General features: G+C 26.9%; 9 protein-coding genes. All 9 read right to left on the minus strand.

Going from position 1 to position 14,225, the window contains the following annotated elements; translation table 11 throughout:
* Positions 1 to 327: 327 nt before the first annotated feature.
* Entirely contained in the window at positions 328 to 1,197 is an 870-nt protein-coding gene (locus KGF41_RS04730; protein WP_227850073.1) for a radical SAM protein, read from the minus strand.
* 97 nt (positions 1,198 to 1,294) lie between these two features.
* On the minus strand, positions 1,295 to 2,152 hold the full coding sequence (locus tag KGF41_RS04735; RefSeq protein ID WP_227828844.1) for an alpha/beta hydrolase: 858 nt from the start codon (positions 2,150 to 2,152) through the stop codon (positions 1,295 to 1,297).
* A 225-nt stretch (positions 2,153 to 2,377) separates the two neighbouring features.
* Complete coding sequence (locus KGF41_RS04740) at positions 2,378 to 4,396, minus strand: FUSC family protein (RefSeq protein WP_227856408.1); 2,019 nt, start codon at positions 4,394 to 4,396, stop codon at positions 2,378 to 2,380.
* Positions 4,397 to 4,660: 264 nt separating this feature from the next.
* Entirely contained in the window at positions 4,661 to 5,446 is a 786-nt protein-coding gene (locus KGF41_RS04745; RefSeq protein WP_227842328.1) for a formate/nitrite transporter family protein, read from the minus strand.
* Positions 5,447 to 5,502: 56 nt separating this feature from the next.
* Positions 5,503 to 6,474 carry a sulfite reductase subunit C gene (gene asrC, locus KGF41_RS04750; RefSeq protein ID WP_227842326.1) on the minus strand — a complete coding sequence of 324 codons (972 nt, stop codon included), beginning with the start codon at positions 6,472 to 6,474 and terminating at the stop codon, positions 5,503 to 5,505.
* A 12-nt stretch (positions 6,475 to 6,486) separates the two neighbouring features.
* Positions 6,487 to 7,278, minus strand: a complete 792-nt coding sequence (gene asrB, locus KGF41_RS04755; protein WP_227828848.1) for an anaerobic sulfite reductase subunit AsrB — start codon at positions 7,276 to 7,278, stop codon at positions 6,487 to 6,489.
* Positions 7,279 to 8,286: an anaerobic sulfite reductase subunit AsrA gene (asrA, locus tag KGF41_RS04760; RefSeq protein WP_227828849.1), complete on the minus strand. Its 1,008-nt coding sequence runs from the start codon at positions 8,284 to 8,286 to the stop codon at positions 7,279 to 7,281.
* 172 nt (positions 8,287 to 8,458) lie between these two features.
* On the minus strand, positions 8,459 to 11,335 hold the full coding sequence (locus tag KGF41_RS04765) for an EAL domain-containing protein (RefSeq protein ID WP_227856409.1): 2,877 nt from the start codon (positions 11,333 to 11,335) through the stop codon (positions 8,459 to 8,461).
* Between the two features lie 108 nt (positions 11,336 to 11,443).
* Positions 11,444 to 14,143, minus strand: a complete 2,700-nt coding sequence (locus tag KGF41_RS04770; RefSeq protein WP_227850078.1) for a diguanylate cyclase — start codon at positions 14,141 to 14,143, stop codon at positions 11,444 to 11,446.
* Positions 14,144 to 14,225: the final 82 nt, after the last annotated feature.

Raw genomic sequence — 14,225 nt, forward strand, 5'->3', positions numbered from 1 at the left:
CCTCCACACGTTTTTATGTTTATAGTTTTTGTAATTTAAATTTATGTCTCTATTATAATGCGTGGAAATCTATTAATCCAGTGCATATTTTTATCATTATTGATAGATTTTTTCTATGATTTCATAATTATATTCCTTAACAAAAAAGGAGCTGTCTCAAAATAGAGATAAGCCTCCTTTTCATTGTTGAAATGATGAAAATATATTTGATTTCATACAAAAAAGAGTGCCTCATGAACTAAAAAGTTCATTCTGAGACACCCCACTTAAAATCTAGATAATTTAAATATTTTACATCTACACATATATATTAATGATATTTAAATTTTACAGTCTTCTATATTCTTCTCTTTTTAATTTTAAGTTACTTAGATAATAATCTATCTCATCAATTAGACGTTGTTTATCCTCAGGTAATATTCCTTTTAAGTTAACATAATTTGAGGCATGATTACTTCTAAATACAACTTTTTCATTGGTATCTATATTTTTTATCATTTCTTTAATTTCTTGTAGTACAGCCTTATCTTCCAATACTTTAAATTCACCAGATTGAAGTAAATCGTAAAGTTCAGTATTAGGTTCTACCATTAAACTCAATACACCTACATAATCTGGGGAAATTGCTCCTAGCATTTTTCCTGTATCAACTCCATGTTGATGTGTTTTTTTAGTTCCTCCAAGACCTGCTATTACAGTAGCTGATAATTTAATACCATTTTTCTTAACTTTTCTACCAACTTTTATCAGTTGTTCACTATTAAATCCCTTTTTAATATCTTCTAATACCTCATCATTTCCACTTTCAAGCCCTAGATAAATCATCTTAACACCAAGTTCTTTTAACTCTTTAAGTTCATCATCAGTCTTTTTATCTATAGACTTAGGAGAGCCATATAGAGTAATTCTTTCACACTCTGGAAAAACTTCTTTTATATATAATATTATATCTCTTAATTTTTCCATTGGTATTATCAATGCATCTCCATCTGCTAAAAATATTCTGTCTACATTTTTATAATGTCTTCTAAATATATCAATTTCATTTTTTATTACTTCTAATGGTTTTATTTTAAATTTCTTTGATTTGTACATACTACAAAATGTACATTTATTATGAGAACATCCTAGTGTGACTTGTATTATAAGACTATAAGCCTCACTTGGTGGTCTATAAAGTGGCATATCATATTCCATATTAAAATCCCCCTTGTAATCCAATCTTAGTTTTATTATATTAATAATATCTACTTAAAATAATACTTTATATATATTATAAACTTCAAGCTTTTGTTTAAGATATATTATTTAAAAATTTAATAATACTATTTGCAGTAATCTTAAGCTGTTTTTCTTGACTTATAATAGCATCATTGTCGCCCTTTTGTTTTCCATAATCTCCAAATTGTGCATGATTTCCCCCTTCAATTTCAACATAAGTTGTATCATCAGGAAGTTTTTCTTTTGCTTCTATAAGGTTTTTAAAGTTAACTACTCCATCTTTACTTCCCCATATAGATATAACCTTTTTGCCTAACTGTCTTAGTTCATTGCCCATTGGATAAGAAGATAAAAACACAACTCCATCAATTAATTTATTGTCACGTGCAAAATTAGATGCAACAACTCCGCCTAATGAGTGCCCTCCTATTACCCAATGTTCTATGTTACTGTAAGAATCCATAACTTTCTGTGCTTTATTAGTTCCAAGTATAGCTAGATTAAGTGGCATTTTTACAATTACCACTTCATATCCACTTTCTGCTATTTTTCTTGCAAGTGGTGCATATGATTCAATTTCTACTTTAGCTCCTGGATAAAAAATTAGACCTTTAGAAACTTTTCTACCCTTAGGTGTAAATGAAATATTTTCATTTATGGTTACCTCGACTTTACTATTACTAACTAATGCTTCTTTTGCTAGTTTTTGAGGTTCATATGTTTTGTTTATCCATATGAAAAAACTAAGCAGAATCAATACAAACAGTATACCTATTCCCATGAATATTTTCTTTTTTATATTAAATTTTCTATTATCATTTTTATCATCTTCGTTTTCAACCTCATCATAAAGTAAAGGTCTTTCAAGTTCCATAGTTATACTAAATGTATCATATTTCTTATCGCGCTTTACCTTTACATCTTTACTCATAAATCTAACCCCCATAATATTTGAATACTATTATAGTTTATCCTAAGTAAATTGTTTTTTCAACTAATGAAAAAAATCAATATTTTAACCTTTTTCACACAAAATTCATAACTATATGTTTTTTGTTTTTAATATACTATTTTCTTTTAACATTGTATAAAAGAAAAAGTCATATACTTTGCTTTAAAGCTATGACTTATTATATAATTTAATTAGATTAGAAAATTATGCAACTTCTTGCACTAACATTTTACTGATATTACTTATTCTATACATCTCTTTTACACCATTTAAAGTTTGAAGTAAATTGAGACAAATTATTTTATCGCCCAAGCTTACTGTATTTTCAATACTATCTAAAATTACACTTCTTCCTTCATCATATTTATCAGCATCATAATTTGAAATATAACTAGTATCTCTCAATATTCTTTCTACATCTTCATCTCTAATATTATTCTTTTTGACATTTATATATAAATTGTACATATTACTTATTAGTAATTGTTGATTTTCTAAGAAATCATCTTGACATTCATCTTTGTATATAGTATTTATCAACATAAGTCTATCTTCAATAAGTGATGGCACTAATAATAGATTCTTTATATAATGAACATTGGTTGAGTTTTCAATAGATTTATTAACTTCATTAATTATATTTTTAACTATACCTTTATACACATCTATAACATGCTGATACCCCATTTTTGCATCATATGGTAAAACAAATTTATTTATTATTAATGCAATAATTGCACCTAATACCACATATGAAATTCTACTCATAGTTAAAACATTAGGGTCTCCCATAACTGCTGCGGAACCAAGAGCTGAAACAGTTACACACACTATCAATTTTCTATAATCAACTACATATGAGTTTATGTATCCTGCTAAAAGTACTATTAATGACCTTAATGTGTTATCTTTTATTATTGAAAATGAAACAATAAATATTATCGCTCCTACTAGTGTACCTTCTATTCTTTTTCTGGATTTCTGCAAACAATTCTCTGCATAAGGTTGTGTTAATGAAAATACAGTTAACATTATCCATCTTCCATCTTTTAAGTGAAAATAATCCATAATAAAACCTGATATTGCTGTAGCCAAAGCGATTTTTATTGCATAAGAAAATCTTATAGATTTTAAATTAAAATGTTGCTTATATATTGATATTCTTTTAAATTCATGTGGTATCTTTATTTTTCTTTCAACTCTTTTTTCTTCTTTTGATTTTACCTTTTTGTACTCTAATAAAAATTCGTATAGATTTTCTAAAACACTGTAAATTTCTTTCAAATTTATATTTTTAGTATCTTGAGCGATAACATAATCTCTAAATCCAAGTATTTCTTTATCAGTTATATTATCTTTATTTTCTAAGCACATCTTGATATAATTTACTTCTTTAGATACTACAACTAAAACATCTTCTTTACCATTTGTACTACTTTCTTCTAGAATATTTTTTATGTCTTCATCCTCAAATTCCTTAGTATCTGCTTTATATCTATCTAAGATTAAACTTATTCTTTCTAATGAAAATAAGATATTTATTATATCCATTCCTTTAATACTAATAAAAAAGTCATCTTTTCTATTGTCAAATATAACCATTTTAAGACCTTTTGATATAGAATTTATTGTGTAATTACAACTATCTATTTTTCTCATATTAGACTTACTTACAGAATTATCATTGTTCATAATATTTTTTAAAAGATTTATTTTTTCCAACAATTCATCACATATAGATATTAATTCTTTGTCACCAATTTTTTTCATTCTATTTCTATTCATAACAAATTGAGCAATCATTATGACAAGTGAACCACTAGCTAAAGCGGATAATCTTATAGGAAATTCACTTAATCCTACAGGTATACTTATCATAAATATATACATAAGACCAAAAGGTACATATACAGCCCTTTTCAAGTCATAACTAAATAAATATCCTATTATAAATAATGCTATAAAATTTAATAAAATTCCTAAATACATATTTTGTACTGCAAAAAACGATAATACTCCTAACGTTACATTTATTATCAAGTACTTTAGTAAATTTTTAATTGGAGAAATAGTTAAATCCCTTTCCAAAAGCATTAGCATAGCTGTTACTATAGCCACACCTATAAGTGTATTTTTACTTCCAAATAAAGCTATAAATGCAGATATAAATGCTATTATAAAAATAAACAATTTAGTTTTTGATATTATTAATTTTTTTGTCATCAAATACCTCCTTCAAAATTTCAACAAAGTCAATTTTATCACACTTATTATCGTATTCAAAATCGTCTTTTCTACGTGAGGATTCTAACTTTTTTGTTTATAATGATAATTTTAATTCATATTTTAACGAATTTTATAATCATATACATCATATATATTCATATGCCATCATACTTTTTTTCTTTCAAATATTTTTTTAGAAATTAAAAACAACGCTCTCAATAATACGATATTTGTACTTATTGAGAGCGTTGTAAGATTTCTTTAGCAAACTTGTTTAATTTTTTCTTTACCTAGTATATAAGTACCAAGCCCCATAAATAAAGCTCCTCCAACAATGTTTCCAAGTGTTACAGCTACTAAATTATAAATAGCTCCTCCAATACTAACTGTTTGAATTGTTGGAGAAAATAATGAAACACTATAGATTGTCATATTTGCCACACTATGTTCAAACCCTGTTGTTATGAAAGCAAATAAACATAGGAATATCATAATTATTTTTGCACTATCGTTATTAGTTCTAAATGAACATAAAACTGAGACACAAACTAAAATATTACACAAAACTCCTCTAAAGAAAAGAGACATAAACGGCATAGATACTTTGGCTGCTGCTGTAGTTGCAAAAAATTCTGCTACAGGACCTTTATCTACTAAACCAGTTCCTACAAACATTATACCTAAAATCAAAGCTCCTATTAAATTTCCTACCCAACTGTATATCCATATTTTAGAAGTATCTTTTATACTTACCCCTTTATTTAGCATGCCTGCAGACATTACCATATTATTTCCAGTAAACAGTTCTGTTCCTGTCATTACAACTAAACTAAGTGCTACTGCAAACGATAATCCCATCATTATCTTTGTCATAGGAGAACCTGCATCTATCAAAATTCCTCCAATAGTAAATATCAAAAGTATACCAATACCTACATAAAGTCCTGCAAAAGCAGAAGACACTAAATATTTTATCTTACTTGTATTTAATAAATTTATTTTATTTATAGCTGCATTAGTTAATTTATCCAAAGTTTCTTTATGCATAATTCCCTCTTCCTTCTATTAAATTTATAATTTATTTAAATATATGTTTTTATTAATTATAGATATTTAACTCCACTCCAGTATATATTTTCATGTACTTTAGTTATTTCTTCAAATTGTACACCTTCAAGTGCCCATTTTTTAAATTCCATGAATCCAGTCCTGTCAATTATATATCCTATATGCTCTTTCCCTCCTGGTGCGTCTTTATCTATATACTTTTCTACATATTTGTAAGTATTAAGTATTATTTTTATTATGTTGTCTTCATCTGCCCATAAAAGAAAATCTTCTGCTAGTCTTGGATTTTTCTTCCCTGTTCTACCCATTATAGCTAATCTATAGTATTTTTTTTCATCTCTAGTCCATGCATTTGTTGGGCAATTCAGTACACATTCTCCACAACCTATGCACTTATCTCCATCTCTTACTACTTTATTATTTTCTGTTTTTAACGCCCCAACAGATAATTTTGAACATTTTTTTACACACGCTCCACAATTCACACATCTATCTTTTTCATATAGTGGCAATGTCATTCCTATAATTCCAAAATCATTCATTCTAGCTTTTATACAGTCATTTGGACATCCAGTTAAGGCTACTTTAAAATGTAAGTCATTTGGAAAGATTGCTTTTTCTATTTTTTTTGCAAATTCAGTTGTATTATACTGCGCTTTTGGACAGACTTTATTACCTATACAGGCAGCTATATTTCTCGTACCTGCTGCTGGATAACCTGCATTTTTCTCATTTTGATTTATATTCATCTTTTCAATAACAGGTTGTATGATATTGTTTATTTCTTCCATGTCTTCCATATCTATTCCTAAGATTTCAAATCCCTGTCTTGTAGTTATGTGTATCTGACCATTACCATATTCATTTGCAATCTTAGAAACTGTGATTAAACTTTCAGGGTCAATAAGACCTCCTGGTACTCTAACTCTTAAAGAAGTTTTATATTTTGTTTTTGTAATTCTGTAAGCATTTTTCATTACTTTTTTAGTATTTAAATCTCTTATCACAAACTCCACCCCCTAATCAATAAGATTTTTAGCATATGAATAATCAAATACTGGTCCATCTAAACATATATAAGTATCATCCATCTTACAGTGTCCACATTTTCCTATTCCACAACACATTTTTCTTTCATAAGAAACCCAAATATTTTTTTCGTCTAAATCTCTTTTTAAAAACTCTCCTACTGTAAATTTCATCATCATTGGAGGACCAACTACAATTGCAGAAGTATTATTTATATCTTTTATATCTAAATCTGGGATATACTTTGTTACTAACCCTACATTTCCACTATAGCCATCATCCGCTCCATCCACAGTAACTAAAACATCTAGTTTTTCATTCCATCTTTTTAAGTCGTCTGCAAATAGGACATCTTTTGGTGATTTGAATCCTACTATTAATTTAAACTTTTCACACTTATCTTTGTTGTTATAAAAATATTCAACTATTCCTCTTACAGGAGCTAATGCACTCCCTCCTGCTACTACTACGATTTCTCTTCCTTCATATAAAGATACATCAAATCCATTTCCATAAGGTCCTCTTATAAAAAACGAATCCCCTTCTTTATAATTGAATAGTTCACTAGTAACTTTACCTACATTTCTTATTGTAAAGTCAATATAATCTTCTCCATATCCTGATACTGATATTGGACTTTCACCATATTTAGGTATAGATATTTCATAGAATTTTCCAGGCAGTACCCCTTTTGTATTGCAATTCACTTTAAATGTCCATTCTTTATCAGTATGTTTAACTATATCTAGTATTTTTGCACTTACTGGTATATATGAGTTCATTTATATCTCCTCCTTACTAGTTACTAAATCATTTATTTTTTCTATACATTTTGAAAATGATATATATTGTGGACAGGCATCATCACATCTTCCACACCCAACACACATGTTATATCCAAATCTTTTTTTGAAATCATTTATTTTATGCATAGTTTTAAATCTCATTCTTTCTCCTTGTTTTTTTCTGAAAGAATTTCCACCTGCTATATCTGTATATCCATCTACTTGACATGAAGCCCAAACTCTTCTTCTTTCTCCTACATTTTCATTTTCCTTATAAAAAATATCCTGCATTGTAAAGCATGAGCATGTCGGACATACAAAATTACATCTTCCACATCCAATACATCTTGTGTCATATTCATCCCATATTGGATTTCCTATCATCTCATTAGAATCAATATTTTCTGGTACATCTACAGAAATTAAATTTTCCGTTACATGACTGACATCAAATTCTGCTGGCTCTCCATTAAACACTTCAAATTCATTGTCTTTTATATCTAAGTACAATTTTTCTCCTTCTATATTCAATCCAAGTGAATAGTTATCAGTTTTATTAGAATCCATACTTACACAAAAACAATTTCTAAAACTCTCTTTACATCCTACAAGTGCAAATTTTATTTTTTCTCTAATATGTTTATAAAAATAATCTTTTTCTTCTCCATTATTTAAATATATTTCATCGAGTCTCTTTATTCCATTTATGTCACAAGCTCTTAGAAAAATTAAAATCTTTTTATTGTCTAAATCGCTTTCCTTAAATTCTTTTTCAGTAAAGTAAAATAAGACTTGATTGATAGGAAGCACTACTTCTTTTGGTGAAAAGTTTGATTTTTGAGCAAATTCCATTTCTTCAAAAGTGCTTACTTCCTTGTATCTTATCATGTCAGTATCTGAAAAAGTACCTTTAAATGGCATTATGACTGGTGCAAATATTTTGTAGTCTTTTTTTAGGGAATTCAGACCTTCATTGAATTTGGATGAATCTAATTTTAATTTCATTTTTATCACCTTTCTTATATTTTAGTTTTGCTTGCTTATTATCTTGTTTAAATCTTAACACTTTCTTTTAGATACTTCTGTGATAATTATCACAGTTTTAAAAATAATAAAAAAAATATTACTATAGCTTATTCAGCTCTAGTAATATTTTTTTATTATTTATAACTTTAAATTAAAAATCTATTCTTTTAAATACAAGCTTTTCAAAAGATTCTATATCCATAGGTCTTGCAAAGTAAAATCCTTGTCCAATATCACAACCTGCATTTTTTAATAAATTTAATTGACCTTCAGTTTCTATTCCTTCAGCTACAATTAGCATATCTAAATCCTTACCTAATGTAATTATATTCTTTATAACCTTTTCTCCACGTACAGATGTAATTGTCTCATTTAAGAATTCTCTATCAATCTTCAATACATCAATTGGCAATTTTTTCAAAAGACTGAGCGAAGAATATCCACTTCCAAAATCGTCCATAGATACGATAAATCCAATATCATGTAAATCATTTAAAATATCTAAAATCATACTTATATTTGACAAAAATAAACTTTCTGTTAACTCAAGTTCTATTAGATGTGCTGGTATATTATGCTTATTTATTAAAGATTTTAAACTAGTTACTATATTTCTATTATTTAAATGAATTCTTGATACATTTATAGAAATTGGTTGTGGCTTTATTCCATTTTTTATCCATTTTGACATTGTACTAAATATATTATCCCAAACATACAAATCAAGTTTTTCTATAAATCCATTTTTCTCAAATAGTGGAATAAAATCATTAGGTGGTATAGTTCCTTTAATTGGATGAATCCAACGAACAAGAGCCTCTGCACCTACAACCTCCTCTGTTATAAGGTTAATTTTAGGTTGCAAATAAACTACAAATTCTTTATTTAAAAGTGCATTATCCATATTATTTTCAATTTCTTTTTCATGAAGTATAGAAATCCTTATTTTATCATCATAAAAAGCAACTTTACTTTTATAATTGGTTTCTATTGTTTGGCAAGCTATCTTAGCTCTATCAATCATTACATCAATATTTACATCTTCTTTATCAATTAAATATGCTCCACATTTAAGTATTATATCTATTTTAAATGTATTTTTTTTATCATTATTGACAATCTCAAAAAAATCATTTGCTCTTTTTCTTAAATTTTCTATATTACTTTTTTTAGTCATTACAATAAATCTATCGTCTGATAACCTTGCATATATTTCATCCTTAAAAACATTTTCACCTATTTTTTTTGCTATGTATTTTAAAATATTATCTCCAAATTCAAAACCAAACATATCATTTATATATTTAAATTTATCTATATTGATATAATATATAACAAAGTTATCTGTTCCATATTTCTCAAAAAGCTTGTTAGCATCAATTTTAAATTTTAGTAAACTCCTTATGCCTGTTACTTCATCAACATATGCTATCTTTTTTAATTTATTCATTTGTATCTTATAATTTACAATAAATATTCCAAAAACTATAAATATAAGAAATGATATTATTAAAACAAATGCCATAATATTATGCTGTATAAAATCTAATAGAGTGACCTTATGTTCTAAGTACTTTGTACTACCTGTAATTGCAATTGCAACCTCTTCTTCTGTAACTCTATTAATAGATTTGTTGAGTATTGACAACAATGCAGGATTTGCTTTTCCAGAAACCCCTATTCCAATATCCACGACTTGATTTTTTATTGGCATAAACATAAGCTCATCAAATTCTTCAGTATTAATTATATTATTTAGTATATAGTTGCTTCCTATAAATACATCACATTCTTCTTTCTTGACAGCTTCAATACATTTACTAGCATTTGGATAAAAACTTACTTCTTGATTTGGATAATATTCTTTTACGAATGATTCTATACCTGTCCATTTAATCATTGCTACCTTAGTTTTTTCATTCATTCTAATATCATTTTTTGCCAAACCTAACATAGTAGTTTCAAGGTATCCATCAGTAAATACAATATTATGCTCTAACTCAGTACTCCGTGACATAAACATATTTGCACAGATATCTACCTCACCATTTTCAACCATTTTTAAACCTTCAGAAAAATTATCTACCTTTATATACTCAAACTTTAAACCTGAGTTATTTGAAATTGATTTTAATATATCTATTGATATACCTTTGTAGGAATTTGTATTTTTATCATAAAAAGATAGTGGTGATGTATCAGGGCCTGATACAACTTTTATTATAGGATGTTTCTTTATATATTCTTTTTCCTCCAAAGTAAATACTTCTGTGGCTATTACAGTATCTTTATAATGTTTATTAAATAAATTACCATCATAATATATATCTTCTCGCTTAATCTCATTTAATGCATAATTCAAACCATCTAGTATTTTTTTGTTTCCCTTAGTTGTTGCATAATAGACAGGCTCTGATGAAAAACGTAATACTACCTTTGTATTTGGTATATCTCTAATGCTTCCTGTAAGTATCATATCAATGGTTCCTTTTTCAAGTTCTCTTTGAAGTTCTTCTGCACCTTCTATGTACTTATATTTTACAGATATTTTATTTTTTTTACAGTATTCATCAAATACACTTTTAAAATGATTATCTGAAACTGTACCTACTACTTTTCCATCAATCTCTTTTAGATTATTATAAGATATTGTATTGTTTTTGGAGTTCACATACAATGCTCCATATTCATATCCAAAATTTAAATTCGTATAATCATAGTATTTTTCACGTTCTTCATCCTTTTGCAATGCTCCAAATATATCAATTTGTCCCTCTTTAAGCATTTCTATACCTTGACCCCATCCACAAGGTATATATTCTAATTTCCAATTATTTATTTTAGCTATTTCATTCATATAATCATATGTATATCCATATAACTGACCATCTTTTGTAATAGAAATTCCATAACTAGGCCAATATCCAACTCTCACTTTTTCTTTCTCAGAAGCGGCTAAAACAAATGATGTATTTAATATAAGTAAAAAAATAACCATAGTAATAGTAAATCTATATTTTCCATTCATAGTATTCCTCCATTTATAACTAAATCATATCAAGATAGTTAAAGTATTCTTATTTAACTTAATATTCTTTCTATTTAAATATTTAAACCCTCCATTTGCATTTAAACTTTAAATAGAGTCATTAAATATAATAAATCTATCTTTTCCTTGTTTTTTTGAATAATAAAGAGCTTTATCTGCTTTTTCATATAATTCAATAAAAGTTGTTCCATGATTTGGCATAATAGATATTCCAATACTACAAGAAACTTTATATGACTTATTTACTCCAGTATAATAATTTCTAAATGCATTACATAACTCAATCGCTTTGTTTTCAATAAATTTCATATTCTTCATATTTTTTATGAAAACTACAAATTCATCTCCACCAATACGTCCAATTATATCATCTTCTCTAAAAATAGAAGTCAATTTTTTTGAGACTTCAACTAAAACTTTATCACCAAAGACATGTCCTAAATTATCATTAATGGCTTTGAAATCATCTAAATCAATAATAAAAAATGCATGACTACTTTCTTTAGCCTTGTCTAAACTTAAAAACCTCTTTATTAGAGTTTCAGTTGTACCTTTATTATAAATTCCTGTTAATATATCACGTTCAGCTTTAAATTTAAGCTCAATCTCTTCTTTTTTCTGTTTATCTATATCTTTAATGTACGCAAATCCTTTAAGTTTATTACTTTGTGGGTCTTTAAGTAAATGCATTGTACAAAGTTCCCACAAAATCTTACCATCATTGTCATATCTTCGATACTCTAACTTTAACTCATTTACTCCCTTATTATATGAATCTAAGATATTTTCATAATAAAATACTTTTTTAAAGTTTTCCCTATCTGAAATAAAAACTATATCATCAACAATATCCTCCATTACTTCAGAATATTTTCCAGTAGTTCTTAAACCTAAATTATTATTAGGCTTTATATTGCTTGATATAAATTTATCTTGAGAAAAATTAATTTCATATATAGCAATTGCTTCAGACAACATAGCTTTTCTATATTGTTCTTCTTGATTATATTGCATTTCAGCTTTTTTTTGCTCATTTATATCTTCTAATAGACCTATCGCTCTAATTGGAATTTCTGCTCCATTAAATAGATTAGTTAGAGTCATTCTATTCCATATATATTTCCCATTGACTAGTTTTGTTTTTATTACAGATACTACACTTTCTTCACCTTTTTCTATTTTGTTAAAAGATTCTTTAAACACATCAACAAAGTCAGGATGTATTATCCCAGAATCTATAAAATATTCTATACCATTTTCAATATTTTTTTGTACTCCATATATTAAAGAGATATCACTAGAGATATGTATAGATTTTGTATGCACATAATAGTCAAATACTATGTTAGATGTCTTGGATAAGGCTATTCTAAGCCTTTCTTCATTAATCTTAAGTTCTTCTTCTGCTCTTTTTAAATCTGTTACATCAACCAACACACAGTAGAAATACTCTTTTCCATCAGAATCTTTTATTAGCTCACACTTATTTACAACCCACACAAAATTACCACTCTTAGTAATCATTCGATACTCTATTTCAACTACTTTTGATTCTAATATTTGAAGTGCAAATTCCCTTTTCACTCTATCTACATCAACTTTATAAATTACATCATAAAAATTATTATTAAACATAGATTTTATCTCTTCTTTAGTATATTCAAACAGGTCAATAAATCCATCACTTAAAAACACAAATTCATATTTTTCACCTACACTACATTTAAAAACACCACCTGGTATATTGTTAGTTAGTGAAGATATCTCTAAATTTGCTTTTACAAGCTTTCCTTTGGATTTTTTCTCTTTATAAAATACAATTAAAATCAAAACTGAAAGTGCTATGAAGTTTTTAGTTGTTAATATAATTGCAAGTTTATTTATCTTAGAAATCTCTTTCACTATTAAAGTCTTTGGAATAAAAGACAATACATACCAATCATTTATACCAACTGGAGTATACGTGGCATATTCCTCTTTTCCTTCAAATTTATATTCTAAAAATCCACTTTTCTCATTTGATATATCTTCAATAAAGTTTTTATAACTGTAATTTTCTCCAATATAAATAAAATCAAAAAAACCACTAACATTATCTATGGCATCATCAGTTTTTCCTGGAGTAGATTTTAAGACAAGATTTCCTGACTTTTCAAATATATATGTACTCCCTTCTCCATTAAAACTAGTCACATCTATAAATTCACTTAATTTACTTGTATAATAAGAACCATACAGAACTCCAATCACTTCACCATTTTTGTACATAGGAGACGCTACTATAAAACTATTTTCATTGTTAACAGATGATTTTATGATTTCTGAAATATTGCTTTCCCCTTTCATTGCCTTCTTAAAATAGCTATGTTGCGATATATTATAGACCTTTCCATCACCTGTATAGGCTGTACCATCTGGATATGCAATGTAGATTTTTTCAAAATCAGATTCCTTTGATACATCATTTAATAATTTCATTATATCTTCTTTCTTCATACCCTCTGACTCTGAAATAACTTTAGAAATACTATTTATAAACTTTGTTAGTGAATTAAGCTTAACATTTATAGTATTTGAACTTTGCAATGATAACTCTTCTAAATGCATCTTTTTGCTTTTTTCTACTAGTGAATTAACATTATAGGTAAAATCCCAAAGAGAAAACATCACAAATACACATATAAAAATCAAACCTAAAGCATAACCTATGAATTTTTTATTTTTCATTTTGATACATCCCTTTCTGCGCATAGAAGCTGTGTCAACATCTGTATATTTACTGTTCATATTAAATTAATTATACTATCAGAACTCAGCTGTTTCAATAAACTTAAGGTAAATATTACCACTTTAGATAAATAAAAAAGAA

Source organism: Clostridioides sp. ZZV14-6150 (assembly GCF_020657875.1).
Lineage (GTDB): Bacteria > Bacillota > Clostridia > Peptostreptococcales > Peptostreptococcaceae > Clostridioides.

Coding starts and splice junctions, on each gene's coding strand:
- KGF41_RS04730 (WP_227850073.1), bottom strand. CDS start 1,197: ATGGAATATGATATGCCACTTTATAGACCACCAAGTGAGGCTTATAGT.
- KGF41_RS04735 (WP_227828844.1), bottom strand. CDS start 2,152: ATGAGTAAAGATGTAAAGGTAAAGCGCGATAAGAAATATGATACATTT.
- KGF41_RS04740 (WP_227856408.1), bottom strand. CDS start 4,396: ATGACAAAAAAATTAATAATATCAAAAACTAAATTGTTTATTTTTATA.
- KGF41_RS04745 (WP_227842328.1), bottom strand. CDS start 5,446: ATGCATAAAGAAACTTTGGATAAATTAACTAATGCAGCTATAAATAAA.
- asrB (WP_227828848.1), bottom strand. CDS start 7,278: ATGAACTCATATATACCAGTAAGTGCAAAAATACTAGATATAGTTAAA.
- asrA (WP_227828849.1), bottom strand. CDS start 8,286: ATGAAATTAAAATTAGATTCATCCAAATTCAATGAAGGTCTGAATTCC.
- KGF41_RS04765 (WP_227856409.1), bottom strand. CDS start 11,335: ATGAATGGAAAATATAGATTTACTATTACTATGGTTATTTTTTTACTT.
- KGF41_RS04770 (WP_227850078.1), bottom strand. CDS start 14,143: ATGAACAGTAAATATACAGATGTTGACACAGCTTCTATGCGCAGAAAG.